The sequence below is a fragment of the Rahnella sp. RFA10(1/100) genome, from assembly GCF_004195115.1.
Taxonomy (GTDB): domain Bacteria; phylum Pseudomonadota; class Gammaproteobacteria; order Enterobacterales; family Enterobacteriaceae; genus Rahnella; species Rahnella perminowiae.
In genome coordinates, this window is the sequence record NZ_SEWR01000006.1 from 1 (window position 1) to 24,939 (window position 24,939).

Below are 24,939 nucleotides of genomic sequence, written 5' to 3' on the forward strand. Positions count from 1 at the left end.
GCCTGGCGGCACTAGCGCGGTGGTCCCACCTGACCCCATGCCGAACTCAGAAGTGAAACGCCGTAGCGCCGATGGTAGTGTGGGGTCTCCCCATGCGAGAGTAGGGAACTGCCAGGCATCAAATAAGACAAAAGCCCTGCACAATGTGCAGGGCTTTTGTCTTTTCTGCGTTTGATAAGCCTTTGATTAAAGATGCGATATTCAAAAAAGCCAATCCCTCAGGATTGGCTTTTCTTATTTCTGCGCTTATACATTAGTGATTTGAACTTTGGGAAATCCCGATACCAGTTTGGGACCGCACAAATTGAGGATAGAAGCGTTCTCTCTCCTTTTGTCCTTCAAGTGAATTGTCTGTAATTGAGAAGAACCAGGTACCAACAAAAGCAACAATCATTGAGAACAGCGCAGGGTATTCGTAAGGATAAATCGGCTTGGTATGCCCTAAGATCTGGACCCAGATTGTGGGCCCGAGGATCATTAGTATGACTGCCGTAAGCAATCCGAGCCATCCACCTATCATGGCCCCCCGCGTTGTCAGCTTAGACCAGTACATCGAGAGCAGAATAATGGGGAAATTGCAGCTAGCAGCAATAGAGAAAGCTAATCCTACCATGAAGGCAATGTTCTGTTTTTCAAAAAGAATGCCCAATGCAATAGCAACAATACCCAGTAGGATAACGGTGATTTTCGAAACCCTTAACTCATCCCGTTCTGTTGCTTTACCGTCTTTGATGACACTGGCATACAGATCATGAGATACGGCTGAAGCACCTGCCAACGTTAAGCCCGCGACAACCGCTAAGATCGTTGCAAAAGCCACGGCAGAGATAAAGCCGAGGAAGAAGCTCCCACCGACCGCATCCGCTAAATGCACGGCAGCCATATTATTGCCGCCGAGTAATATGCCGCTGGCGTCTTTAAACGCCGGGTTTGAGCTGACCAGAACGATAGCGCCGAAACCGATAATAAAAGTCAAAATGTAGAAGTAGCCGATAAAACCAGTGGCGTAGAACACGCTTTTTCTGGCTTCTTTGGCATCATTCACGGTGAAGAAACGCATCAGGATATGCGGTAAACCGGCGGTGCCAAACATCAGTGCGAGCCCCAGAGACAGCGCAGATATCGGATCTGAAACTAATCCTCCCGGACTCATTATTGCAATCCCTTTAGAATGGACAGCAACCGCCTGAGTGAAGAGCGTATTGAAGTTGAAGCCTACAGATCTCATGACCATGATCGCCATGAATGTCGCGCCAGCCAGCAACAGAATAGCTTTGATGATTTGTACCCAAGTTGTCGCCAGCATCCCGCCAAACAACACGTAGAGCACCATCAGGATACCTACCAGGATCACCGCGACATGATAGTTAAGCCCAAACAATAGCTGGATTAACTTACCGGCACCGACCATTTGTGCGATCAGATAAAGCGCGACAACCACCAGCGAACCGCAAGCTGAAAGCAGCCGGATAGGTTTTTGTTTCAACCGATATGACGCGACATCCGCGAAGGTATATTTCCCTAAGTTACGCAGGCGTTCGGCAATCAGGAATAAAATAATCGGCCAGCCGATCAGGAAACCGATGGAATAAATCAGGCCATCATAACCTGATGTATAAACCAGTGCGGAGATACCCAGGAAAGAAGCGGCAGACATGAAATCGCCGGCAATCGCCATACCGTTTTGCAGGCCAGTGATGCGGCCGCCAGCGGTATAGTAGTCCTGACGAGAGCGGGTACGCTTTGCTGCCCAATAAGTGATGTATAAGGTCGCGCCAACAAACAGCACAAACATGACGATAGCTTCAACGTTAAGAGGCTGACGTTTAACTTCCCCGGCGATGCCCTCCGCAGCAAATAAACTGGACGGGAAAACGAGGGATAACATCAATAACAGAAACGTGCCGCAGCGTGCCATCATGGCTGCACCTCGCGGATAATGTCTGCTGTCAGACGGTCAAATTCGCCATTTGCACGAACGACATAAATCCCGGTCAGTACGAATGAAATAACGATCAGCCCAACGCCTACGGGAATGCCACGGGTAATGGTGGCACCGTCATAAAGAGGTGTTCCCAGCCACTGCGGATCGAACGCAATCAATAAAATGAAAGCGACATACAGAACCAGGGTGATGCCTGACAGTAGCCAGGCAAAACGACTGCGTTTTTGCACCAGTTCCCTGAAGCGCGGATTACTTACAACTCTCTGATAAATGAGATCATTCATCTCAGTGACTCCTGTGAGGCATTGATAGAGTTCACCGCGCCAGGGCGGTGAAAAATTATGACGGCACTTTCATTGATTGTTTTTCTTCCAGCAATTTATCGACTACGCCTGGATCCGCCAGCGTAGAGGTATCTCCCAGATTGCTTGTGTCTCCGGCTGCAATTTTGCGCAGAATGCGACGCATAATTTTGCCGGAACGGGTTTTTGGCAACGAATCTGTCCAGTGAAGAATGTCAGGCGTGGCAATGGACCCTATCTCTTTACGCACCCAGTTGCGTACTTCGGTATAGAGTTCCGGTGACGGTTCTTCGCCGTGATTCAGTGTGATGTAGGCATAAATAGCCTGACCTTTAATATTATGTGGAATACCCACAACGGCAGCTTCTGCGATTTTAGGATGAGAAACTAATGCTGACTCAATTTCAGCCGTCCCAAGACGATGGCCAGAAATATTAAGCACGTCATCAACACGGCCGGTTATCCAGTAATAACCATCTTCGTCACGGCGCGCACCGTCACCACTAAAGTACATATTTTTAAATGTAGAAAAATAGGTCTGCTCGAAACGCTCATGGTCACCGAAAAGAGTTCGTGCCTGGCCTGGCCACGAATCAGTGATCACCAGATTACCCTCACACGCCCCCTCCTGCGGAACGCCTTCGTTATCTACCAGAGCAGGCTGAACACCGAAGAATGGACGCGTTGCAGAACCGGCTTTCAGTTCAGTGGCACCCGGCAGCGGCGTTATCATGAAACCACCGGTTTCGGTTTGCCACCAGGTGTCGACAATTGGGCATTGGCTGTTACCAATCGTTTTGTAGTACCACTCCCAGGCTTCCGGATTAATGGGTTCGCCCACTGACCCCATGATTCGCAGTGACGCACGGCGGGTGCCTTCAATGGCTTTATCCCCTTCGGCCATGAGTGCACGGATCGCCGTAGGTGCGGTATACAGGATATTCACCTTATGCTTATCAATAACCTGTGCCATACGGGCTGGTGTCGGATAATTGGGGACACCTTCAAACATCAGGCTGATGGCTCCGCATGCCAACGGGCCGTAGAGCAAATAACTGTGGCCCGTTACCCAGCCGACATCGGCCGTACACCAGTAGATGTCGCCGTCATGGTAGTCAAAGGTGTATTTGAACGTCAGGGCGGCATAGACCAGATACCCTCCCGTGGTATGCAATACGCCTTTCGGTTTACCCGTAGAACCGGAGGTATAAAGAATGAAAAGCGGATCTTCTGCTTTCATTTCTTCGGGCGGACAATCTGCAGAAACGCCTTCAATCGCATCATGCCACCAGATGTCACGCCCCTCTTTCCATTCCCCCTGTTTGCCGGTACGTTTGAAAATGATGGAATGTGTGATGCTGGTAACCGCCGGATTCTTCAGCGCATCATCCACATTTTGTTTCAGTGGAATGGTACGTCCGGCGCGCAGGCCTTCGTCAGCGGTAATGACCAGCCTGGCGTTGGAATCTATAATGCGACCGGCAACGGCTTCCGGGGAGAAACCGGCGAAGATAACGGAATGTACAGCACCGATACGGGCACAGGCCAGCATCGCGACAGCGGCTTCCGGTACCATGGGCATGTAAATAGCGACAACATCCCCTTTTTTAATGCCCAAACTCTTTAAGACATTCGCGAACTGGCAAACATCATGATGAAGCTGTTTGTAGGTAACGTATTTGTTTTCAACTTTTGGGTCATCACCTTCCCAAATCAATGCGGTCTGCTCACCTTTGTCGGCTAAATGACGATCCAGACAGTTGGCTGCGAGATTCAGGGTGCCATCCTCAAACCACCGGATATCGACATTTCCCGGCGCAAAAGAAGTGTTTTTCACTTTTGTGAAAGGTTTAATCCAGTCGAGTACTTTGGCCTGTTCCCCCCAAAATGCATCAGGGTCCTCAACAGACTGTTGATAATATTGCTGATATTTCTCAGGTGTGATCAGGGTACGCTCTGCCACAGAGGCAGGAATAGGGTGCTTATAAACATGGCTCATGGTTTTCTCCTTTAATTTGTTAATGATATGTCAATCAAAGGTTAAGTGTAGTTTGCGGTATGGCTTTGTTTGCTTTCTGGGGGGCAGATCACGCAAGCGGAGAAAAAACAGCAGGATATATTCATCCGACATGCGGGGCAGTCCACATAAGTCTGGAGAGAAGAGAAATAGCGGGAAAGGTTAAAAATAATGATTTTTAATGTAATTAAAGAGTTAAATAAAGCTTAACCTGAGCTCTGACAGGGGGATTTTCTTATCGATTACGGAACATTTAATATCAAATATTTTAACTTCTGAGTTAATTTCCTTTCATAAACCTCATGTTTAAAGATTAATCTGAGATTAAAATTCTTAATATTGCCAATTGACAAATTATTATAACGTTAAATTAAAAATATCAGTATATTGATCTGGCAAGAGAGGGGTGCTCTCTTCGGTACAGCGAAAAATATCGCTTAAAAGCTGCTTAACGCTTAATAGCTACCGTTAAATCTCAAGGACTCATTATGTTTAACGCCAAAAAAAAGACACTGATTATCGCTTTATCTGCCTTTATTTCTGTATCGGCTTTTGCGGATGATACTACACCTCCGACAGGAACCGATCAGGGTTCAGGCCGTATTCACTTTACCGGGACGGTGATTAATGCACCTTGCTCAATTGCAGCAGGTGATGAAGACATTAATGTAAACATGGGACAGGTTGCGAATAAGGTGCTCGAAAGCGGCAATAAATACTCTCAAAATGTGAATTACACTATTCATTTGCAGGATTGCAATCTGACCGCACAGACTGCGGGCGCAGTGGAATATCCGGCGATGTCCAAAGTTGCCGTTTCTTTTGCCGGTACGCCTGACAGCAGTGCCTCCGAATTACTGGCTAACACCGGCAGTGCAAAGGGTGCGGGCATCCGCCTGATTGACGCCAACGGTGACCTGCTCAAAGTGGGTGACACCTCGAAAGATATAAACCTGGTCACAGGGAATAATGAGTTGGTATTTGCCGCCCGTGTGGAAGCTAACTCTCAGCCTGTTTCAACAGGTACGATCGTTTCTCAGGCGACTTACGCGCTGAATTACAAATAAATATCGCTGCTATTTAGGGGAGTTCTCTCCCCTTTATTTTTTCGGTTGTGCCCGCACCGGGGAATGGTGTGGATGACTATTTTCGTAAGAAGTGATTTTATTATGTCGTTTGCGATGAATAGAACATCGGCTGAAATGAAGAGTGCCTTATGGTTTATTTTTCTTCTGTCGGGATGCTTTATTTCAGTCAGAAGCTTCGCAGTGGAATTTAACGTTAACTTCATTGATTCTGCCGATCGCAATAATGTCGATCTTTCACGATTTCAGGTTGCTGATTATATCGCGCCCGGCGAATACCTGCTGGATGTGGTGCTCAATGGTCGCACGCTCGGCGAACAAAGCGTGATTCACTATGTTCCCGCTGCGGATAAGAAAAACAGCCGTCTGTGTTTACCGCCTTCACTGGTAGATAAATTCGATCTCACCAAATACGCGCGCGAAAAACTGACTTTGTGGCATCACGGCAAATGCACATCACTCGATCAGCAGCAGGAAGTCACTGCACGTTACGATCAGGAAAGACAAACGCTGAACATCAGCATTCCGCAGGCCTGGCTGACCTTTCATGATCAAAACTGGGTGCCGCCTTCGCAGTGGGATGATGGCGTCAACGGTGCATTACTCGATTACAATCTGCTCGGCAGCAAATACATGCCGCAGTCTGGCGACAGCACCACCAGTTTCAGCAGTTACGGCACCACCGGTTTTAACTTCGGGCCGTGGCGTGCCCGTGCCGATTATCAATATTCTTCGTCGCGTACAGCAGGCACGCCGGCCAGTGATAAGTTCACCTGGACGCAGACTTATTTGTACCGCGCACTGCCTTCTATTGGCGCACGCCTGACCGGCGGGCAGACCTATTTCAGTTCAGATATTTTCGATTCATTCCGTTTTCTCGGGGTTTCGCTCAACAGCGATCAACGTATGTTACCGCCGTCGCTGCGAGGGTATGCGCCGCAGGTTACGGGCATCGCCAAAACCAATGCCAAAGTGAGCATCAGTCAAAACGGGCGGGTGATCTATCAGACCAATGTGTCACCAGGTCCCTTTGTCGTTCAGGATCTGACCGAAGCGGTACAGGGCGCACTGGACGTCAAAATTGAAGAAGAAAATGGCAGCGTGACGACTTATCAGGTCACCACCGCGACCATTCCGTTTTTGACCCGCAAAGGTCAGGTACGTTTCAAAACCGCAATGGGCAAACCGACCACCGGCAGCAGCAATCACGTCTTACAGCCGGGTTTTTACAGCGGCGAAATGTCCTGGGGGGCGCTGAATGATTTCTCGTTGTATGGCGGTCTGATCACCACCACCGGTAATTATCAGGCGCAGGCCATCGGTGTTGGGCAAAACTTGCAAAAACTCGGCGCCGTGTCTTTTGATGTTACGCGTTCCTCGGCAACCGTGCCGGTGGCAGGGAAACAAACCGGACTGAGTTACCGCGCCAACTATTCCAAGCGGTTTGACTCGACCGGCAGTCAGATTACGTTTGCCGGATACCGCTTCTCGGAGAAAACGTTTATGTCGTTCAGCCAGTTCCTGGACAAGGTAAATGGTGACGGTTACTCCCGCGATGACAAACAAACATACACCGTGACGGCCAATCAGTACCTGTCCTGGCCTGCCATCACGCTCTATCTCTCGGCGACGCACAAAGTCTACTGGAATGAGAGTGCGAGTAATAATTACAGCGTATCGGTCAGCAAGATTTTCGATATCGGCCGCTTTACCGGCATCTCAGCTACCTTTTCCGCCAGCAAGCTGAATTACCGTGATACCGATGAGAACCAGATGTTTCTGTCGCTCAGTTTGCCGCTGTCGCCAGGGCAGCAAATCAGTTACGACGCCCAGCAGGATTCGCAAAGTGGTTTCTCGCAAACGGCGTCGTATTACAACAGCCAGGATCCGGACAATAGCTGGCGTGTGGGCGCGGGCGGGAGCAGCCCGGATCTGCAAAAAGGCAACGGCGTGTTCCGCGCCAACTACCAGCACATGTCGCCGTACGGCCAGTTTGGCGCGAACGGCAGCGTGAAAAATAACGATTACCGCTCGGTGAACGCCAACTGGTATGGCTCGTTTACCGCGACGGCTGCGGGTGCAGCATTGCATCAGAGCAGCGCAGGCAGCGAGCCACGCATGATGGTGTCGGCTGGCGTAAAAGGCATTCCGATCAGCGACGGTGCGTCAGTCACCAACGATTACGGTATTGCAGTCGTGAACGGCGTGTCCAGCTACCAGACCTCCGATATCCGTGTTGATGTGAACCACTTGCCGGACGACGTGGAAGTTTACAGCTCGGTGGTCAGCAAAACCCTGACGGAAGGTGCAATAGGCTTTCGCAAAATCCGCGCCATTAAGGGCGAACGGCTGATGGCAGTGATCCGCCTTAAAGATGGCAGTTACCCGCCGCTGGGCGCTGCCGTAACGGACAACAGTTCAGGTTTTGAGGCGGGGCTTGTCGGCGACGGCGGTCTGGCTTATCTGGCCGGGGTCTCAGGAGAGAAATCTTTGACCGTCCACTGGGGAGACGAACAGCAGTGTCAGATTCAGGTACTGCCGCAGCCCGTTACCCGCTCAGGGCAGGTATTGCTGCCATGCACTTAATCTTTGAACAACAATTTCACCCAAACAGCTCAGGGAAGGAATAACAGGATGAACAAGCATTTATTACGGTTTTGGGCAACATTACTGCTGATGACGGGGGCTGCTTATCCGGTTTTTGCTGCCGTTAATCTGGACCGGACGCGCATCATTTATAACGCCAGTGATAAATCCGTCAGCGTAATGCTGGAAAACCAAAGCAAAGATTTACCGTATCTGGCGCAGGTCTGGCTGGAGAATGCACAAGGCGAAAAAATCACTTCGCCGCTGGTGGCGTTACCGCCAATGCAGCGTATTGATGCAGGTCAGAAAAGCCAGATCCGCATTCTGCAGTTACCTGAAACCGCCGGTCTGCCGAAAGATCGCGAATCCCTTTTTTACTTTAACGTGCGTGAAGTGCCGCCAAAAAGTGATATGGCAAACGTGATGCAGGTGGCGATCCAAAGTCGGGTGAAGCTGTTTTTCCGTCCGGCGGAAATAAGAAGTCTGGTGAAAGGCAACTGGCAGGAGCAACTGCAGGTTAGCCGTCTCAGTGACGGACTAAAACTGACCAATCCGACGCCGTTTTATATCACCGTTGGCTATCTGGGCAAAGATAACAAAGGCAATATTCCCGGTTTTGACAGTGTAATGCTGGCACCACTTTCCACGGAAAATCTTATTGGTGGTCAGTATGTTAGCCAGCAATACAGCCTGGGTTACATGGATGATTACGGCGGATTGCAGGTAAATGAGTACCGCTGCCAGACCCAACAATGTCAGCGCATCAGCAAAGACGCGAAACATTAAGGAGTGGTGATGGCTGGTATTTGCAGATTTCAGGCAGGCCGGATGATATTGCTCCTGCTGCTGTTATTTTTTTCCCGTAGCGTGCTGGCGCTCGATTGTGTCGAGAAAGGTAGCGGAATAGTCGACAAACCGGCCATTCCTGTCGGGCAATTGGCGATCCCGGCCAACGTGCCGCCAGGAACGAAAGTCTGGGAATCCAATGACATCAATGTCACGGCCTATTGCGACAATGTGCTGGGCTCGATCATTGACGTCGTACACTTCTACTTTAATCCTAAATCCCAGTCGATTGGCGAGGGGTTACTGCTTGGCGTCAGTTATAACGGGCAGGATCTGGAGCAGAACGAACAGCGACTGAGCACCAACAGCACACCGATCAAGAAAGGGCAGAATGTGACGGTGAATGTCACATTCCGTTTGTATATCAAAGTCAGCGGGAATGCGCCTTCCGGCGGGCATTATCAGGGAGCTGATCAGTTCACGGTATTCCAGCTCGATGGCAGCCGCGGTATCAACAAAACGCCGGGTGCAAAAAACCTCAAATACAACTTATCGGGTTTACAGGGGATCCGTTTTCTGGCCTGTGGCTCTGATCTGAAAGTTTATCCTGAGTCACAGATTGTCGATTTCGGTGCAATTCAAAGTACAACGTTGTCCCGATCGTCCGGCGTTTCACTGCCGTTTGCTATTAAAGCGGTAAAACAAGGGTGCCTGGATAACTTCTCACTGCAGGCGGAATTTTCTACCGCCAGCCCGTTGCTGGATAACACGGCAATTGACCTCGCCAATGGCGCGAAGCTGATGCTCTACAACGACCAGGATAAGGCCATCACGTTCAACCGCTACGATAACTTTGCGGAACTGAACAATGTGAATGAAGTGACTAAAAACTTTACAGCAAAACTGAGTGCGATCCCGGGAAAAACACTTTCTCTCGGGCAGTTTGATGCGTCGGTGATCGTCAAGATCAACTATTACTGACGCCAGCTTAAAAAGGGAGAACGATATGCTAAGAACGGCAAAATTGCGGGCGCAGGCACTCGAGGAACCGGTTTATTCGGCTCAGGCGCCGGAACTTATCGCAGAAACTCAAATTCACGCCTTGCTGCAAACACTGCGTGAAGATGCAGGGCTGAGTAAAACAGAGCTGGCCAGGCGGCTTGGCGTCACGCCACCCGCCATTACCCGCCTTGAAAAGCGGCCGGCGCAGGCCAGTTTTTGCACCTTGTCTCGTTATGCGCAGGCCTGCGGGTTTCAACTGTACCTTTACTATAAATAGATGACGTGCTGGCATCAGGTTGTATTTAAATACCTTTTTTGAAGACGCACAGCGTAACCGGAGACTGATTGCTTTCAATCAACAGGGTGTTATCGTCATATTTCTTCAGTGCCAGTGTATCAGTGTGGCCGGTCAGAAAAAAACTGTTCATCAGCAGAAGAGACGACATTTTCCAGTCCATATTGTCTACACTGTCGATATTTATCTGGGTACTGGTGAGCGAATATGTGCCGGAGGATTTGCCTTCGTGAATGTAGTCATAATAAATATTCCTCAGCAGTGTTTTTCGTTGTGTAATATTCCCTTGTTTGTCATATAAATAACCTGTCCCACTCAGTGAAACTAAAATTTTGTGTCCGTCAAGAAAACTGAAGTAGAGAGTCGTTACCATTTTGGCTCTCTGATTATCATATTGTGCTTCTACAATCATATTTCCACGACACGGGATGTTAACCGGAAATACCTTCCTGTCATTCTTCACCCAATAACCTTGTAAGATTAAAATCAATATTACGATTGCAGGAAGTAAAGGCAGGATAATAATCTTATTTTCCCGGATGTTGAATTTTTTATCACTGGTCATGCGTGGTCCTGTCATTTGTATAATAGCTTATGCAAATGTTAGCCTTGTGATTATCGTCTGTAATGCACTGCGCCATGAAATCCCGGACTGAACCCGTATTGACAGGCGAAGTAAAACGCTCGCTTTGAAAAATGAAAATGTTCCCCGGTTTACATTTAATATTATTTTTATGCAGAAAACTCTCTGCCAGCTGAATAAACTCGAGCTTGCGGGATACAATTACAGGCACAGTTGAATACAAATCACAGACACCTATTTTGGCAACTTTCAGCTCCGTTTTCGGATCACGCACTTCATAGTACAGAATGAGAAATGCACTCAGAGTCAGGGCTGTCGTCACCAGGAGGCTTATCATCAGATCATGGCGGAGCTTCTTTTTAGGCTTGTCGGATTCTTTTTTTACCGTTAGGGGCAGTGCTGCCGGCACGCTGGTTTCTCCCTCCGGCATCGCTTCTGTCAGCCCAACTTCCGGCGCTGTTTTGAACTCCCTGTTATGAACGGGTTCCGGAGAAAGGTCATGTGTGAAATATGGTTCAATAATGATTTCTTTGCGAATAGTAAAGCCAACCTTAGGAACGGTAACGATGAATTCGTCAGGATAACCTAATGTCACCATCGCTTTGCGTAATTTACTGATACAATGGTTAAGATTGTTATTACTTGCTGTCAGTCCATAGTCTTCCCAAACTTTTTTGAAAAAAATCTCACGCTCTACAACAATACCCTGCTGTTCTATTAACAATAATAATATTCTGCGAGCAGGGTTAGAAACGGCAATCTGGTTTTCTGAATCACCCGGTAATGAAAGTGAGTTATCTTCAGGGTTGAAGACTATATGATTTTCAATCAGATAATTCATGTTATTTTACGCCTCCCTGTTGAGAATATCCTGCTCACACACATGTTCATGTAATGAGAACAATGTGTGCCCTGCGCATATGTTTCATTTATATCCCACGCGACAGGGCAGCCAGTATAAACCGTTCAATTCTAAAAACAGATTTCTGTCGTAAATGTTTACAGAGCAATGGTGTGTCATCTGAGGGTAGGAGGCACAGGGCGAAGGAATATAAATCACCTACAGATTTTTAGTAGTACGTGATTTTTTATAATTACCGCAGATACTGGCTAACAATGTCAATGTGTCGCTCAGCGAAGTCAACAGAGATACGGGCTCCCAGCGGAAGCGTTAACATCGGATGGGTATGACAGCAGTCGAAGCCATCAACCAGCGGAATATCTTGCCCGTTAAGCACTTCCAGCAGTACGTCAGCAGGTTGCCTTGCAGATCCTGCATCATCGAACAGTTCATGTTTACCGAGCAGAATGGCACTTACACGGTCGAAAATCCCGTTCAGTTTCAGCATAGAAAAAGAGCGTTCAACGGTAGCGATATCATGCAGGCTGTCTTCGATAAATAAAATATCGCCCTGACGGATTTCAGGCATATAAGGGCTGCCCCAGATGCCCGACATCGTATTCAGATTACCCCCGATGACACGCCCCTCAATACGGCCTTTGCCCAGGAAACGGCAGGTATTGGCGTATAACGTTTTTGCCCTGACCGGTATGACATCATTCCAGTTGAGCTTTTCGTCCGTCCAGTGCTGCGGTAAAGCATAACGGTAAGGCTCTGAGTGGTGCGTCATCAGAATGTCCGAAAAAGACGCGTAGGTTTCGTTAACCAGTGGCGGGAATTCGCCAAAAGAAGCCACCAGCGCCGGGCCGTAAAAGGTGATTAACCCGGTTTGCGCATAAATTCCGGCCAGCAAAGCAGTCGTGTCGGAATAACCAATGATGATTTTCGGGTCGGCACGCAGTGCATCGTAATCCAGATAAGGTAAAAGGGAGTTTGTGTTGTTACCGCCAATCGTCGACATCACACAACGCACCTGCGGATCACGGATCAACTGATTCAGTTCTTCAGCGCGAGCCTGAATGGAGCCGGAACGATAGTGATCATATTGGCCGGTCATTGTGCCCGCTTTCAGCACAAATCCTTTGTCTTCAAGGAATTTCTTCCCGCGCAAATAACGGTTGGGCGCGGTGGCAGTCACCGGTGATGAGGCAGAGAAAAAACCAATAGTGTCGCCGGCTTTTAATGCAGGGGGGAACAGCGTAAGTTCTGACGAAAGCATTTTACATCCTATAAATCTGCTCAATGTTCAACCCGCAATGTATCAATTCAATTGCAGGTTGAACAGGGCATACAGGATAAAACCGGAGGATTAATGACCGGTTGCGATTTCTTCCGGCGGTGCTTTTTTGCCAAATAATTCCGTCACTTTGCTCTGGCGTACCAGAATAGCCATTGCAATCACTCCAACGATCGCCAGACCGCTTGAGAGGATGAAGGCTGTCTGATAACCCCCGCCGTACTGGATTAAAAATCCGGTGATACTCGGGGATAAAATCCCGGCCAGATTCGCCAGTAAATGCACAAAACCGCCCGCCGTTCCGATACGGTGCGCCGGAACGATATCCTGCAACAATGACCAGCATGCCTGTGGCGTCATATAAGCAAAAATACTGGCGACTGTAATCAGCGCTACGGCGCCTGCGGTGTTGCGGGTATAAGCCGTCATCAGCACACAACCGGCAGCCACAATCAGACCTGCGAAAATCACCGCTTTACGTGAGAAGAGAAAATTCCCGCTACGTCGGAAAAGAATATCGGCGACGATCCCGCCCCCGATGAAACCCGCGGTTGCACCCAGCCAGGGCAAAATACCGATAATACTCATGCTCTTAATATCGAGATGCTGGAAATCAGTGAGATAGCTTGGTAGCCATGACAGGAAGAAATACTGGATATAGTTGAAACAGAAAAAGGCCGCAGCCACACCCAGCACCGGTTTGGAAAATACGTAATACCACAGGCTGTGTGCATCTTTTTCTCTGATATCGTTGGTGATCGGTGTTGCGGGGCGATCACGGGTAATCAGACGTTTTTCCTCCTCTGATACTTGTGGATGCTGTTCTGGTTTATCACGAAAAAAAGTCATCCACGCTGCAAGCCAGACAAAGCCCAGCGCGGCAATCACCACGAAGGCAATACGCCAGCCAAAATGCAGACCGACCAGCCCGACAATCGGCGCGGCGATGGCCGCCCCCAACGGTTGACCCGCGTTGGTAAAACCGACCGCGCGGCCCACTTCTTTGCGCGGAAACCAGTTAGAAATCGACTTGTTGGTGGTGGTCCCCATCGGGCCTTCGCCGATACCAAACATGACGCGCACGACCAGCAAATGCGCGAAACTGTTCACCAGCGCGGTTGCACCGCAAAATATTGACCAGAATGCGGCAGCGAAGGCGAAGACTTTGCGCGGACCAAATTTGTCTGCACTCCACCCGCCAATAAAGCAAAACAGGCAGTAGCCGATAAAGAAGGCGCTGAACAAAATCCCCATTTGAGCATCATTGATGTGCAGGTCACCCTTGATCAGGGGGGCCATTACCGATAGCGCTGCGCGGTCCAGATAATTGAGCATGCCGGCAAAGAACAGTAACAGGGCGATCACGACACGATAATTGGATTTACGCATGAGCGGCTCCGGCAGTCAGAGAAAGGGTTTTCGAGCTGATGAGATACTTCTTGATGACGGAAAGTGACGGCTCAAAGCCCAGCCCCGGTATGTCCGGCAACCGCATATAGGGTTCGAAATTCAGTTGTGAATAAAGCGCGTCTTGCCACTGTATGTAAGGCACTTCCAGGCTTACACTGTCATCGAGCATAGCGACCAGTTGGGCTGTGGCCATCAGGCCGGCACCATAATAAAAACAGTGCGGCACAACCCGGATTTGGTATTGCTCAGCCAGAGTAAATACTTTCAACATGGCAGTGATACCGCCGACTTTACTGACACTGGGCTGTGCGATATCGATTGCACCGCGTTCGAAATGTTCGGCGAAGCCTTGCACGCCTGCTGCATTCTCGCCAGCAGCAATACGCGTTCCTTGTTTTCGAACTTCCGCCAGGCCGGCTAAATCATCCGGTGGCCAGACCGGCTCTTCCAGCCAGCCCAGATTAAGAGACAGCAAAGCCTGTGCCTTTTTCACTGCCTCCTCCACGGTCCAGGGGCAGTTCACATCGATCATCAGTTCAGCATCGGCAGGTAATATTTCTCTGGCAGCGGCAATGGCCGGATAAGCCGTTTCATGCAGCTTAATGGCGCGGAATCCCGCCCGATAAGTACTCAGCACTTTTGCCGCTACCCGTTCAGGATGGTTACCATAACTGACCAGGCTGGCATAAATGCCGATTTTTTGACGTTTTGCGCCCAGCATTTGCCAAAGCGGCTGTTCCCGCCATTTCGCCAGTAAATCCCACAGCGCAATATCAACAGCGGAAAGGGCAAATATCACGGGACCGGTTCGCCCGAAAGCATGAAAGTTAACCTCGGCCTGCTGCATCAGTACGGCAATTTCCTGCGGGCTTTGCGGGCAGGTTTGGCCGAGGAAAAAACGCCCAACCAGACCGTTCAGCGCAGTTTCGGTCATGGGATTACAAAGATGTCCGAAACCTTCTCCCCAACCGTGCAGACCTGTGTCAGTCGTGATTTTTACCAGCAACGTTTCCATCCTGCTGAGTTCGGGAGACGCTGCGTTATAAGCCTCGGTCTGAGTCCCTTGTATTTTTTCCCTGCCGCTGCTGAACGGGATAGCAACGCGCAATACCTCAATTCTGATTATTTTCATGAGATGTTCCTGTTTTTGTAGGGCTGTGAGGATACTTATCAGCCTAAGTAAACAGTCTAAAACGCGGGAATATGGCCGTTAACGGACGTCGGCCTAACTTTTAAGCAGGATTAAACGGGAATTTTGGGCAAATGAATAAAGAAGTGAGAAGCAAGTCACGAAAGTGAGACTTTGACGTTTAGCGGAAAGCAAAAAACCCGCCATAGGCGGGTTCTTCTAAATATGGTGCCCGGACTCGGAATCGAACCAAGGACACAGGGATTTTCAATCCCTTGCTCTACCGACTGAGCTATCCGGGCAACGGGGCGCATTAAACCGTATCGGGCATGTGCCGTCAACGGCTTTGTCGTCTAAAACACATAAAAGACGTTTGTTTGCTGACTTTTCATGCAAAAAGGATGAAATCGTCGGGTAGCGAAAGGGGTAAGTCAGGAAAGTGCACCATGTTCACGGCAGCGGGCGATATTTAGAACATCCTCTGCCAGACGGCGTGCGACTTCCACATCGTTTAGCTGGCGCTTCACCAGCAGTTTACTCAGACACCCTTCGAGGATCAGTTCCATCTGCTGAGCGACCATTTGTGCATCATCCGAGCCCATTTCCTGTAAAAGCGACAAGGTGTAGTCGTAGGAGGCTCGTTTTTGCTGCTGAGCCAACTGATGAATAGGTGCATCGCTGTCAGGGAAAAACGTACAGGCTGCGATAAACAGACATCCTGGATAGCGCTGCTGCCGTACCTGCTCATCCAGTACCTTATAACGAGCCAGCAATTTCTGTGGCGCGGAAAGCGATTCATCCAGCATCAGCTGACGACGCCAGATATCAATCTGCTCACCGTGATAACGCAGGCTGTCATAAAGCAGGGCTTCGGCATCCGGCCAGAAACGGCGTAATTCGATGAGCGGAACATCAACCAGCTCGGCGACAGTTTCCAGTGACAATGTTGCAAGGCCACGTTGTTCCAGGAAATTAAGGGTTTTATCGAGAACTTGTTCACGTAGCACGTTTGCCTCCTCACAATTCGCGTACTTCAAAATGTAGTGTCGTTTACGGGCGGGCTTTCTGCAAATGCGTGCTGAATTCCTTCGCATTCATAAAACCCGTAACCCGCGACTGTGGCAACTCATGACCATCCGGCCCGAAGAATATAATTGTCGGCAGGCCAAGAACATTCAGACGAGTTAGTAACGCTTTCTGCTCAGGAGAATTTTGGGTGACATCCGCCTGGAGTAATAAAATGTCCGACAGTTCATTCTGCACTTCTGGTGCCGGGAAGGTATACTTTTCGAACTCTTTACAGGCTACGCACCAGTCGGCGTATAAATCCAACATGACACGTTTTCCCTCCGCGCCCTGAAGGGCGGTATCCAGTTGCGCCACGTTATGAATTTTCTGGAAACTGAGTGCATGTGTCTGTGTCATTGTATTTTCCGCAGGTGCAAATGCCCAGTCCTGCAACGGCCGGCTGATGATCAGTACTGCAGCAAGAAACACAATTTGCAGGATGCGTACCACCCCACGGTGACTTTTCAGGCTGAGCAGCAATGCCCAGCCGAAGAAGGCCATGCCGAGCAGGCTCCACAAACGCAACCCCCAGACATCGCCAGTCACACGTTCGAGCAGGAATACCGGCAGCGCCAGAATGACAAAGCCAAACCCTTCCTTAACATATTGCATCCACGGCCCGCTTCGGGGCAGCAATTTATTGCCGAACATCGTGGCGATGATAAGCGGAATGCCCATACCCAGCGCATAGAGATAGAGCGTGCCTGCACCAGACAGCAGATTGCCGCTCTGGGCGATATACAGCAGGATAGCGCTGAGTGGCGCGGTGGTGCAGGGAGAACAAATCAGTCCGGCCAGTGCGCCCATAATAAAGACGCCGGGCAGTGAACCGCCTTTTTGTTCATTGCTCCACAGCGCGAGACGGGTCTGCACCGAAGAAGGCAATTGCAGGCTGAAGACGCCAAACATCGACAAGGCCAGCGCAATGAATATCATCGAAAGTACAATCAGCACCCACGGGCTCTGTAACGCGGCCTGGAACTGTAAACCGGCTGCGGCGACGACCATGCCGAGCAGCGTGTAAGTCAGCGCCATGCCCTGCACGTAAACCAGCGACAGCAGGAAAATGCGTTTCATGCTGTGAGGGCGCTTACGCCCGAGAATGATGCCGGAAATCAGCGGATACATCGGCAGAACACAGGGCGTAAAGGCAATCCCAATGCCGATCAGCAATGCCCACAGCGGAGAAAACGGCAATGGTGTGGATAGCTTTTCAGGTGTCGCGATAACCGGTGCGCTATCCGGTGCAGGCATGATGACACGCGTCGGTTCGGCGACGGCATTCAGCGGCACTTCACGGGTTTCCGGCGGGTAGCAGAATCCTGCGGCGGCGCACCCCTGGTAAGTAACACGAACAGTCGCATCAGCGCTGGCCTGTCGCAACGGAACCGTCAGGTTCAGGGCATTTTCATAAACTTCGCTGTCACCGAAAAATTCATCATGATGATCACGTCCTTTTGGCATCAGGAATGCTGCCAGCCGGGCATTTTTGGGCTCCAGCTCAATTTTGCTGCGATACAAATAATATCCGTCACGGATTTGCCAGTTCAGTTTGAGATCGTGCCCTTGCTGCTGAAAATCAAAGCTGAATGCCTGATCGACGGGTACAAACTGCGCCGCGGGGGGGTTGCCAAATAAAGAGGCATTCGCCTGAAACGGCAAAAGACACAGGCTGCAAAGCAGGAAGAAAATTCGAAGAATGCGGTGATCCATGCGGAGTACAGTTCTCTTTGTCGCGGCAGATGAACAGCCACTGAGTGAATCGACAGAAGATGCGCACGGCGTCATGCCATCGCGCGTTGATGAATTGTGAGTATACCCTGAGCAATCGCTGAGCAGAAAGTCCCGCAGTGCTTAACAGGGGCCGCAGCCCCCGGAAAACTGTCAGAGAATAATACTGCCGAAACCGAATCCGAAAAGTACCGCGAGGAATACGCCAATGGTGCCGGGGATAAAGAACGGATGGTTGAAAACGAAGCGCCCGATGCGGGTGGTGCCGGTGTCATCCATCTGCACGGCGGCAACCAGTGTCGGGTAAGTGGGCAGAATGAACAAACCTGACACGGCAGCAAATGAACCTACTGCAGTCAGGGGGGATACACTCAGCGCCAGGGCCATCGGCAGCAGGGCTTTGGTGGTGGCGGCCTGCGAATACAACAGCGCTGAACTGAAGAAGAAGATCACTGCCAGCAGCCACGGATGTACCTGGATCAATCCGCCCGCCGTTTCTTTGATCCAACTGAGATTGGCCTGCACAAAGGTGTCACCCAGCCAGGCCACGCCGAGAATACAAATACAGGCGCTCATGCCGGATTTGAATGTGCTGGATGTCAGAATGGCGTCGGTATCAATGCTGCACAGTAAAGTAATTAACGTGGCGACACTGAGCATGATAATCAGGATGGCACTGTTAGTGGTCATCACAGGTTGCGCGACCCAGCCCAGGCTAGGGCTGTTAATGACCGCATAAGCGACCACCGTAAGGACGCCGAGCAGGAACAGCAATACCGAAAGTTTGGCGCCGCGTTTGATTTCCAGCGCTTTATTACCACGCAGTTGGATCAGGCCTTCTTCATACCGTTTGAGATAAACCGGGTCATTGGACAGTTTCGAGTCAAAGCACGCGCTGACAATCAGTGACATCAGGATCACTGCGGCCAGCGTGGACGGAATCATCACCATCAGCAGATGCAAATAACTGACGCCGTGACCTTCCATGGTGGAAGCCATGTACACCACTGCGGCAGAAATCGGCGAGGCAGTAATTGCTATCTGGGCAGCAACTACGGCGGTGGAAAGCGGGCGACAGGGTTTAATCCCTTGCTCTTTGGCGACTTCAGAAATAACCGGTAATGCTGACAGTGAAATGTTGCCAGTGCCCGCCATAATCGTCAGAAAATAGGTGACAACAGGTGCGAGGAGGGTGATGTGTTTGGGATTTCGGCGCAGCAATTTTTCGGTTTGTTGCACCAGATAATCCATCCCGCCAGCCACCTGCATGGTCGAGATCGCGGCGATCACGGCCATGATGATGGAGATGACGTCAAAGGGGATAGTTCCCGGTTTAACGCCTATCAGGGCGAGCACCAGAACGCCAAGCCCGCCTGCGAAACCAATGCCGATGCCGCCTAAGCGCGCACCGAGGAAAATCGCCGCCAGTACGATAATAAATTCGATAATTAACATGGTTGTCCGTCCCTATTCCCCGCATTCCTTAAGGAATTGATAATTAATTGTTGTGTAATTGTTGTGTCGTGCAAAGTAAAAAGGCCCGCTGTTCCGCAGAACAACGAGCCTCAAAAGGTCAGCAGTGAAATCTGTTACTGTTCATTTTCATCGGTATAGCGTTTGGCTTTGTAGGCCGGATGTTTCAGGTTTTCGATAGAGAAAATATCGTCCAGCTCCGCCTCTGTCAGCAGGCCACGTTCGAGCACCACCTCTCTGACGCTCTTACCGGTTTCAGCACAAATCTTGCCGACGATATCGCCGTTGTGATGGCCGATGAACGGGTTAAGGTAGGTGACGATGCCGATTGAATTGAAAACGTAGAATTCACACACTTCTTTGTTGGCAGTAATACCGTTGATGCATTTTTCCAGCAGATTGTAACAGGCGTTAGTCAGGATATGCACTGACTCAAACATCGCCTGACCAATTACCGGTTCCATTACGTTCAGCTGCAACTGGCCTGCTTCAGCCGCCATCGTGACGCAAACGTCGTTACCGATGACTTTAAAACACACCTGATTCACTACTTCAGGGATCACCGGGTTCACTTTGGCCGGCATAATGGATGAGCCCGCCTGCAATTCCGGCAGGTTAATTTCGTTTAAACCCGCGCGCGGTCCGGAAGAAAGCAGACGCAGGTCATTACAGATTTTAGAAAGCTTCACGGCCAGGCGTTTCAGTGAGCTGTGGACCATCACGTACGCGCCACAGTCTGACGTCGCTTCAATCAGATCTTCTGCCGGTACGCAGGCCAGATTGCTGACTTCTGCCAGCTTTTCTACCGCCAGCTGTTGATAACCTTCTGGTGTATTCAGGCGTGTACCGATTGCCGTCGCCCCGAGGTTGACTTCGAGCAGTAATTCGCCGGTGCGCATCAGGTTGCGAGTTTCTTCTTTGAGCAGCACATTAAACGCGTGGAATTCCTGACCGAGCGTCATCGGAACGGCGTCCTGCAACTGTGTGCGGCCCATCTTGATGATGTTTTCAAATTCTTTCGCTTTACGCTCAAAACCATCCCCTAACTGGGAAATAGCATCAACCAGCTTCAGCAAAGACGCGTACACGGCGATACGAAAACCGGTCGGGTAGGCATCATTGGTCGACTGGCATTTGTTCAGATGATCATTTGGATTGAGGAACTGGTAATCGCCTTTCTGGTGTCCCATCAGTTCAAGACCGATGTTCGCCAGCACTTCATTCGTGTTCATATTTACCGAGGTTCCCGCGCCGCCCTGATACACGTCGATAGGGAACTGGTCCATGCATTTGCCTTTATCAAGCACTTCGTCGCACGCCTGAATAATGATATCCGCAATATGGCGTGGAATGGTGCGCAATTCTTTGTTAGCAAGAGCCGCGGCCTTTTTCACCATCACCATGCCACGAACAAACTCAGGGACATCGCTGATCTTGGTGTTGCTGATGTAGAAGTTTTCAATCGCCCGCAGGGTGTGAATGCCGTAATAAGCTTCTGCCGGAACTTCGCGCGTGCCCAGCAGGTCTTCCTCGATACGAATGGTGTTTGACATGAGAACCTTCTCTTCGGTACAGAATGTGTTATGCGATGTTTAAAATTATGTTACTTGCCGTGATAAATTTAAAACGATCAACCGTTGTTTTAGCAACGAAGGCGATCATATGCTGCTCCAGATGAATTGCACGTACTAAGATCACTATCCTGCCCTATTAGTGTGCATGTTTTTAGTATCTGTGAGAATTCTCACAATTCATTTACCGGCTCAATTAAATCAAGCCCGGTGCTTGAAATGATAATGAATGAGCACCATCTCAGTGTAGTCAGCCTGCATTTCTTTGATAGCGAAGATCCCAAGCAGGCCCTTATTCAGGGTTTTGGAATGCCGCTGCGACAGCGCTTCCGGAGCCAAATTACAAGGAGAATGCGGTGCGCTGGTTACCGTTACTACTGTTATTCCTGCTGGCTTACATTGAAATCACCTTATTTATCAAGGTGGCTGCGGTGGTGGGCGTCGCAACAACGTTGCTGCTGGTCGTTTTCACCTCCTGTGTGGGCGTGTCCCTGGTGAAGAATCAGGGGATGAAAACGTTTATGCAATTGCAGCAAAAACTGGCGGTTGGGGAAAGCCCGGCGGCTGAGATGGTCAAAAGTGTTTCGCTGGTCATTGCCGGGTTTCTGCTGTTGGTACCGGGCTTCTTTACCGATTTCCTCGGTTTGCTGCTCTTACTACCGCCGATCCAGAAACGACTGACGCTTAAACTGATGCCTCATTTGAATATTGTGCGTTCCGGTGGTAACTGGGGAAGCAGTGCGCCAACAGGGAATACCTTTGATGGCGAGTTCCAGCGGACGGATGAAACGCAGGAACGTCTGGTTTCACCTAAAAAAGATGACGACACAGAGCACCGCGATCGCTAATCTCTGTGGCCTTAATTGTTAAAAGATTGTTGGGAAGCACTGCGGAGGTCAATTTTTAGTCATCCGTGCAGCGAAAGAAAAAGAGAAATTTTTTTCTGTTCTTCCCCTTGAAGGGTGAGGTATCGCCCCCATTAAACAAACCACGAGGCCGGGCAGGAATCTGCCAGGCATTCAATCCTAAAAATAGATATGGACCCGCTCACAGGAGAGTTATCAATGAAAATTCGTCCATTGCATGACCGCGTTATCGTCAAGCGTAAAGAAGTAGAATCTAAATCTGCTGGCGGCATCGTTCTGACTGGCTCAGCTGCAGGTAAATCTACCCGTGGCGAAATCCTGGCTGTCGGCCATGGTCGCATTCTGGAAAACGGTGAAGTTAAAGCGCTGGACGTGAAAGTTGGCGACATCGTCATTTTCAACGACGGTTACGGCGTGAAAGCTGAGAAGATCGACAATGAAGAAGTGTTGATCATGTCCGAGAGCGACATTCTGGCCATTGTTGAAGCCTGATTGTCCCCCGACCCACTTTTTTCTGAACAGAACGAATTTAAGGGAAATTAAAAATGGCAGCTAAAGAAGTAAAATTCGGTAATGACGCCCGTGTGAAAATGCTGCGTGGCGTAAACATCCTTGCTGATGCAGTAAAAGTGACCCTCGGTCCTAAAGGCCGCAACGTGGTTTTGGACAAATCTTTCGGCGCACCTACCATCACTAAAGACGGCGTGTCCGTTGCACGTGAAATCGAACTGGAAGACAAGTTCGAAAACATGGGCGCACAAATGGTGAAAGAAGTCGCGTCCAAAGCGAACGATGCAGCGGGTGACGGTACCACTACTGCAACTGTTCTGGCGCAGGCAATCATCACTGAAGGTTTGAAAGCTGTTGCTGCTGGGATGAACCCGATGGATCTGAAACGTGGTATCGACAAAGCTGTCGTTGCTGCGGTTGAAGAACTGAAAAAATTGTCTGTACCTTGCGCTGACTCTAAGGCTATCGCACAGGTAGGGACGATCTCCGCTAACTCCGACGAAACCGTAGGTAAACTGATCGCTGAAGCGATGGAAAAAGTCGGTAAAGAAGGCGTGATCACGGTTGAAGAAGGTACTGGCCTGCAAGACGAGCTGGACGTTGTTGAAGGTATGCAATTCGACCGCGGTTACCTTTCCCCATACTTCATCAACAAACCAGAAACCGGTTCTGTTGAACTTGAAAGCCCGTTCATCCTGCTGGCTGACAAGAAAATTTCTAACATTCGCGAAATGCTGCCAGTGCTGGAAGCCGTTGCTAAAGCCGGTAAACCACTGCTGATCATTGCTGAAGACGTTGAAGGCGAAGCCCTGGCGACTCTGGTCGTGAACACCATGCGTGGCATCGTGAAAGTGGCTGCGGTTAAAGCTCCGGGCTTCGGCGATCGTCGTAAAGCCATGCTGCAAGACATCGCAACCCTGACCGGTGGTACTGTTATCTCTGAAGAGATCGGTCTGGAACTGGAAAAAGCGACCCTGGAAGATATGGGTCAGGCTAAACGTGTTGTGATCAACAAAGACACCACCATCATCATTGATGGTGTGGGTGAAGAAGCCACTATCCAGGGCCGTGTTTCTCAGATCCGTCAGCAGATCGAAGAAGCAACTTCTGATTACGATCGTGAAAAACTGCAAGAGCGTGTGGCTAAACTGGCAGGCGGCGTAGCCGTTCTGAAAGTGGGCGCAGCGACTGAAGTTGAAATGAAAGAGAAAAAAGCGCGCGTTGAAGATGCCCTGCACGCAACCCGTGCTGCGGTAGAAGAAGGCGTGGTTGCCGGTGGTGGTGTGGCGCTGGTTCGCGTTGCTCATACCCTGGCTAACCTGACTGGCGACAACGATGATCAGAACGTGGGTATCCGCGTTGCTCTGCGCGCAATGGAAGCTCCACTGCGTCAGATCGTTGTAAACGCAGGCGAAGAAGCTTCTGTTATCGCCAATACCGTTAAAGCAGGCGAAGGTAGCTTCGGTTACAACGCTTACACTGAACAGTACGGCGACATGATTGCAATGGGTATCCTGGATCCAACTAAAGTGACCCGTTCTGCTCTGCAGTACGCGTCTTCTGTAGCTGGCCTGATGATCACCACTGAGTGCATGATCACCGACCTGCCTAAAGACGATAAAGTCGATATGGGCGGCGCTGGCGGTATGGGTGGCATGGGCGGCATGGGTGGCATGATGTAATCATCCCCCCTGCGTTCATCCGCAGGTATGCGAAATCAGCGGGCTTTTTGCTCACTGACTTCATATACTGAAAAAACCCGGTCTGAAAAGGCCGGGTTTTTTTGTTTGACCCTTTTTTATCAGGTTCAGTAAGATAACTCTCATTGTCTCCGGCCTTTAACGTGTAGACTCGTTTCTACGTGGTTTTCGGATTTTTACCGTTACCGCCAGCTTAGGTATACGTGGCAACGGATGCCTAAGAAAGCCAGGTGTTTTCTGATAGGCTTTATGTGATTACAAAAACAAATGGGGAAAGTGATGCGGATTAAAATGTTACTGGGCCTGTCAGCTATCGCGCTGCTTGCCGGGTGCAGTACCACTCATCAACTGGATGCAGCGGGTCAGCAGGTGAAATTCACAGACGACAAACCAGGCGCAAATTGTCAGTTGCTTGGCCAAGTCACCGGTGCCCAAAGCAACTGGTTCTCCGGTACCGGCGGTGACGGCAGCTCCATGCGTGGCGCAGCTAATGACCTGCGCAACAAAGCGGCAGCGATGGGCGGCAACACCATTTATGGTGCTAACAGCCCGTCCCAGAATTTCCTGTCCAGCTTTGCACCGGTTGACAGCAAAATGGTCGGTCAGGTTTATAAGTGCCCATAGTCGTCGCCTGAGCGATAAAAATATTAAAGGGATGCCACTGGCATCCCTTTTTGCATTCCCCCCTTCATACTTTAAGCCGCAGGTGAGTGGGCTACGTTCAGTCACCCGAATCACTTAC

At 50.0% G+C, this 24,939-nt stretch carries 21 protein-coding genes, 1 tRNA gene and 1 rRNA gene; 10 read left to right on the forward strand and 13 right to left on the reverse strand.

From position 1 onward, the window contains the following. Position 1: 1 nt before the first annotated feature. Positions 2–117 (forward strand): 5S ribosomal RNA (gene rrf, locus ETV65_RS17285). A gap of 136 nt (positions 118–253) precedes the next feature. On the opposite strand, the gene actP is transcribed toward rrf, so the two are convergent. Genes actP through acs form a run of 3 tightly spaced genes read right to left on the reverse strand, consistent with a single transcriptional unit; the run spans position 254 to position 4,246 of the window. Next, complete coding sequence (gene actP / locus ETV65_RS17290; protein ID WP_205951606.1) at positions 254–1,888, reverse strand: cation/acetate symporter ActP; 1,635 nt, start codon at positions 1,886–1,888, stop codon at positions 254–256. A 29-nt stretch (positions 1,889–1,917) separates the two neighbouring features. Next, positions 1,918–2,229, reverse strand: a complete 312-nt coding sequence (locus tag ETV65_RS17295) for a DUF485 domain-containing protein (protein ID WP_129954186.1) — start codon at positions 2,227–2,229, stop codon at positions 1,918–1,920. Between the two features lie 55 nt (positions 2,230–2,284). Then, on the reverse strand, positions 2,285–4,246 hold the full coding sequence (gene acs, locus ETV65_RS17300; RefSeq protein ID WP_129954188.1) for an acetate--CoA ligase: 1,962 nt from the start codon (positions 4,244–4,246) through the stop codon (positions 2,285–2,287). A 506-nt stretch (positions 4,247–4,752) separates the two neighbouring features. Here acs and ETV65_RS17305 point away from each other — a divergent pair. From ETV65_RS17305 to ETV65_RS17325, 5 genes are all read left to right on the forward strand, one after another. Then, on the forward strand, positions 4,753–5,331 hold the full coding sequence (locus ETV65_RS17305; protein ID WP_129954190.1) for a fimbrial protein: 579 nt from the start codon (positions 4,753–4,755) through the stop codon (positions 5,329–5,331). 201 nt (positions 5,332–5,532) lie between these two features. After that, on the forward strand, positions 5,533–7,935 hold the full coding sequence (locus ETV65_RS17310; RefSeq protein ID WP_240782858.1) for a fimbria/pilus outer membrane usher protein: 2,403 nt from the start codon (positions 5,533–5,535) through the stop codon (positions 7,933–7,935). Positions 7,936–8,025: 90 nt separating this feature from the next. After that, positions 8,026–8,721 (forward strand): molecular chaperone, encoded by a 696-nt coding sequence (locus tag ETV65_RS17315; RefSeq protein ID WP_346654674.1) that lies wholly within the window; start codon positions 8,026–8,028, stop codon positions 8,719–8,721. Positions 8,722–8,763: 42 nt separating this feature from the next. Continuing rightward, entirely contained in the window at positions 8,764–9,702 is a 939-nt protein-coding gene (locus tag ETV65_RS17320; protein WP_235174226.1) for a fimbrial protein, read from the forward strand. Between the two features lie 25 nt (positions 9,703–9,727). Further along, positions 9,728–10,000: a helix-turn-helix transcriptional regulator gene (locus tag ETV65_RS17325; RefSeq protein WP_129954196.1), complete on the forward strand. Its 273-nt coding sequence runs from the start codon at positions 9,728–9,730 to the stop codon at positions 9,998–10,000. Between the two features lie 25 nt (positions 10,001–10,025). Here ETV65_RS17325 and ETV65_RS17330 read toward each other — a convergent pair whose 3' ends face one another. The 10 genes from ETV65_RS17330 to aspA form a co-directional block, all read right to left on the reverse strand. Next, on the reverse strand, positions 10,026–10,583 hold the full coding sequence (locus tag ETV65_RS17330; RefSeq protein ID WP_129954198.1) for a FidL-like protein: 558 nt from the start codon (positions 10,581–10,583) through the stop codon (positions 10,026–10,028). Continuing rightward, positions 10,573–11,442: a winged helix-turn-helix domain-containing protein gene (locus ETV65_RS17335; RefSeq protein ID WP_129954200.1), complete on the reverse strand. Its 870-nt coding sequence runs from the start codon at positions 11,440–11,442 to the stop codon at positions 10,573–10,575. The genes ETV65_RS17330 and ETV65_RS17335 overlap by 11 nt, the downstream gene beginning before the upstream one ends. 253 nt (positions 11,443–11,695) lie before the next feature. Further along, entirely contained in the window at positions 11,696–12,721 is a 1,026-nt protein-coding gene (locus ETV65_RS17340; RefSeq protein ID WP_129954202.1) for a S66 peptidase family protein, read from the reverse strand. A gap of 90 nt (positions 12,722–12,811) precedes the next feature. Further along, positions 12,812–14,128 carry an MFS transporter gene (locus ETV65_RS17345; RefSeq protein ID WP_129954204.1) on the reverse strand — a complete coding sequence of 439 codons (1,317 nt, stop codon included), beginning with the start codon at positions 14,126–14,128 and terminating at the stop codon, positions 12,812–12,814. Further along, positions 14,121–15,281 carry a mandelate racemase/muconate lactonizing enzyme family protein gene (locus ETV65_RS17350; protein ID WP_129954206.1) on the reverse strand — a complete coding sequence of 387 codons (1,161 nt, stop codon included), beginning with the start codon at positions 15,279–15,281 and terminating at the stop codon, positions 14,121–14,123. The genes ETV65_RS17345 and ETV65_RS17350 overlap by 8 nt, the downstream gene beginning before the upstream one ends. A 223-nt stretch (positions 15,282–15,504) precedes the next feature. Further along, positions 15,505–15,580: transfer RNA gene (locus ETV65_RS17355), tRNA-Phe, on the reverse strand. Between the two features lie 129 nt (positions 15,581–15,709). Next, on the reverse strand, positions 15,710–16,285 hold the full coding sequence (locus ETV65_RS17360) for a transcriptional regulator (RefSeq protein ID WP_129954208.1): 576 nt from the start codon (positions 16,283–16,285) through the stop codon (positions 15,710–15,712). A 43-nt stretch (positions 16,286–16,328) separates the two neighbouring features. Continuing rightward, positions 16,329–18,059 (reverse strand): protein-disulfide reductase DsbD, encoded by a 1,731-nt coding sequence (locus ETV65_RS17365; protein WP_129954210.1) that lies wholly within the window; start codon positions 18,057–18,059, stop codon positions 16,329–16,331. 171 nt (positions 18,060–18,230) lie between these two features. Continuing rightward, a complete protein-coding gene (locus ETV65_RS17370; RefSeq protein ID WP_129954212.1) occupies positions 18,231–19,532 on the reverse strand; it encodes an anaerobic C4-dicarboxylate transporter in 1,302 nt (433 codons plus the stop codon). Positions 19,533–19,666: 134 nt separating this feature from the next. Further along, complete coding sequence (aspA, locus tag ETV65_RS17375; RefSeq protein WP_014333637.1) at positions 19,667–21,103, reverse strand: aspartate ammonia-lyase; 1,437 nt, start codon at positions 21,101–21,103, stop codon at positions 19,667–19,669. A gap of 374 nt (positions 21,104–21,477) precedes the next feature. Here aspA and ETV65_RS17380 point away from each other — a divergent pair, with 374 nt between their 5' ends. From ETV65_RS17380 to ETV65_RS17395, 4 genes are all read left to right on the forward strand, one after another. Then, positions 21,478–21,969: an FxsA family protein gene (locus ETV65_RS17380; protein WP_014333639.1), complete on the forward strand. Its 492-nt coding sequence runs from the start codon at positions 21,478–21,480 to the stop codon at positions 21,967–21,969. A gap of 216 nt (positions 21,970–22,185) precedes the next feature. Beyond that, the gene (locus ETV65_RS17385) at positions 22,186–22,479 is read left to right on the forward strand and encodes a co-chaperone GroES (protein WP_009636718.1); all 294 of its coding nucleotides are present in this window, start codon (positions 22,186–22,188) and stop codon (positions 22,477–22,479) included. A 53-nt stretch (positions 22,480–22,532) separates the two neighbouring features. Next, entirely contained in the window at positions 22,533–24,179 is a 1,647-nt protein-coding gene (gene groL / locus ETV65_RS17390; protein WP_129954214.1) for a chaperonin GroEL, read from the forward strand. Between the two features lie 297 nt (positions 24,180–24,476). Further along, complete coding sequence (locus ETV65_RS17395) at positions 24,477–24,821, forward strand: DUF4156 domain-containing protein (protein ID WP_129954216.1); 345 nt, start codon at positions 24,477–24,479, stop codon at positions 24,819–24,821. Positions 24,822–24,939: the final 118 nt, after the last annotated feature.

Bases quoted from the DNA above. Each gene is read 5' to 3' on its own strand.
- ETV65_RS17325 (WP_129954196.1), top strand. From the start codon at position 9,728: ATGCTAAGAACGGCAAAATTGCGGGCGCAGGCACTCGAGGAACCGGTT.
- ETV65_RS17350 (WP_129954206.1), bottom strand. From the start codon at position 15,281: ATGAAAATAATCAGAATTGAGGTATTGCGCGTTGCTATCCCGTTCAGC.
- ETV65_RS17335 (WP_129954200.1), bottom strand. From the start codon at position 11,442: ATGAATTATCTGATTGAAAATCATATAGTCTTCAACCCTGAAGATAAC.
- ETV65_RS17340 (WP_129954202.1), bottom strand. From the start codon at position 12,721: ATGCTTTCGTCAGAACTTACGCTGTTCCCCCCTGCATTAAAAGCCGGC.
- acs (WP_129954188.1), bottom strand. From the start codon at position 4,246: ATGAGCCATGTTTATAAGCACCCTATTCCTGCCTCTGTGGCAGAGCGT.
- ETV65_RS17295 (WP_129954186.1), bottom strand. From the start codon at position 2,229: ATGAATGATCTCATTTATCAGAGAGTTGTAAGTAATCCGCGCTTCAGG.
- groL (WP_129954214.1), top strand. From the start codon at position 22,533: ATGGCAGCTAAAGAAGTAAAATTCGGTAATGACGCCCGTGTGAAAATG.
- actP (WP_205951606.1), bottom strand. From the start codon at position 1,888: ATGTTATCCCTCGTTTTCCCGTCCAGTTTATTTGCTGCGGAGGGCATC.
- ETV65_RS17385 (WP_009636718.1), top strand. From the start codon at position 22,186: ATGAAAATTCGTCCATTGCATGACCGCGTTATCGTCAAGCGTAAAGAA.
- ETV65_RS17395 (WP_129954216.1), top strand. From the start codon at position 24,477: ATGCGGATTAAAATGTTACTGGGCCTGTCAGCTATCGCGCTGCTTGCC.
- ETV65_RS17330 (WP_129954198.1), bottom strand. From the start codon at position 10,583: ATGACCAGTGATAAAAAATTCAACATCCGGGAAAATAAGATTATTATC.
- aspA (WP_014333637.1), bottom strand. From the start codon at position 21,103: ATGTCAAACACCATTCGTATCGAGGAAGACCTGCTGGGCACGCGCGAA.
- ETV65_RS17345 (WP_129954204.1), bottom strand. From the start codon at position 14,128: ATGCGTAAATCCAATTATCGTGTCGTGATCGCCCTGTTACTGTTCTTT.
- ETV65_RS17370 (WP_129954212.1), bottom strand. From the start codon at position 19,532: ATGTTAATTATCGAATTTATTATCGTACTGGCGGCGATTTTCCTCGGT.
- ETV65_RS17320 (WP_235174226.1), top strand. From the start codon at position 8,764: ATGATATTGCTCCTGCTGCTGTTATTTTTTTCCCGTAGCGTGCTGGCG.
- ETV65_RS17365 (WP_129954210.1), bottom strand. From the start codon at position 18,059: ATGGATCACCGCATTCTTCGAATTTTCTTCCTGCTTTGCAGCCTGTGT.
- ETV65_RS17315 (WP_346654674.1), top strand. From the start codon at position 8,026: ATGACGGGGGCTGCTTATCCGGTTTTTGCTGCCGTTAATCTGGACCGG.
- ETV65_RS17305 (WP_129954190.1), top strand. From the start codon at position 4,753: ATGTTTAACGCCAAAAAAAAGACACTGATTATCGCTTTATCTGCCTTT.